This window comes from Oleiphilus sp. HI0043, assembly GCF_001634935.1.
Window position 1 is genome coordinate 1 of record NZ_LWEY01000042.1, and the last position, 952, is coordinate 952.

The 952-nt window shown below is 45.8% G+C and carries 2 protein-coding genes; both read left to right on the forward strand.

The genetic code is table 11. The features are described from left to right. A partial coding sequence (locus A3729_RS01140; protein WP_231877292.1) for a hypothetical protein occupies positions 1 to 564 on the forward strand: 564 nt, incomplete at its 5' end. Positions 565 to 606: 42 nt separating this feature from the next. Then, a partial coding sequence (locus A3729_RS01145; RefSeq protein WP_304439677.1) for a methyl-accepting chemotaxis protein occupies positions 607 to 952 on the forward strand: 346 nt, incomplete at its 3' end.

The window sequence follows — 952 nt, forward strand, 5'->3', positions numbered from 1 at the left end:
ACACTCAAATTCATCGGCATTTCCAAGAGGAGCTTTGTCATGCGAAATATGCCTTGGGCTGAGAAACTAGACAGTACTCCCTTTATCGCCTTACTAACGATCATTACACTAACATCGTGGCTAATACAGCCCTCGTCATATTGGACCGTTTTTCTTATTGCTCTTTCTGGGCTCTCATCTATATTCCTGATCTATAAACGAAACCAGTTTTTTGCACCTCTCAAAGATGTTTCACGCTTACTTCAACAAAACGGTGTACAACACCGAGACCTCCCTCTCCATTCTCGATCTGGACACTCCGTCCTGGAAGCACTACGCCACTATTTACTCAATCAAGAACGCTCTGTTCAGCATAGAGACGGTTACTTTACTGAGTTTAACCATATGGCGAGTGAGTTATCGATCAGCGCTTCAACCTCGGCAAAAAATGCCATGGAACAAAAGCAGGCAATCTCCTCTTCGGCTGCAGCAGTCACTCAACTGAGTGCCAGCGTGAGCGATGTTGCAACGCAAGTTCGAGAAACCCATGCCGACATTGATACTTCACGTAAGCAAATTGCATAAGGGCGTGCCGAAGCGCAAAAAGCCTGCATTGAGATTGAGAAGATGACTGCCTTGTCTGAAGAAAGCGTCAAAATGGTGGATGTCTTGTTTGAGCAGTCAAACAATGTTGCAGCAATGTCTAACATCATTCGGGAAATTGCCGATCAAACCAACCTTCTATCTTTAAATGCTGCAATCGAAGCGGCACGCGCTGGTGAGCATGGGCGAGGCTTTGCAGTCGTGGCCGATGAAGTTCGAAATCTGGCAATCAGATCCCGAGAATCAGCAAACGATATTAGCGACAGTATTGAGTTATCTCACAAGCAGATGGGCAGTGTGAAACAGCAGGTCCATGATGTCGTCAGTAAAGCCAGAGAAAACTATCATAGCATCCAAAACCTTGAAGCCA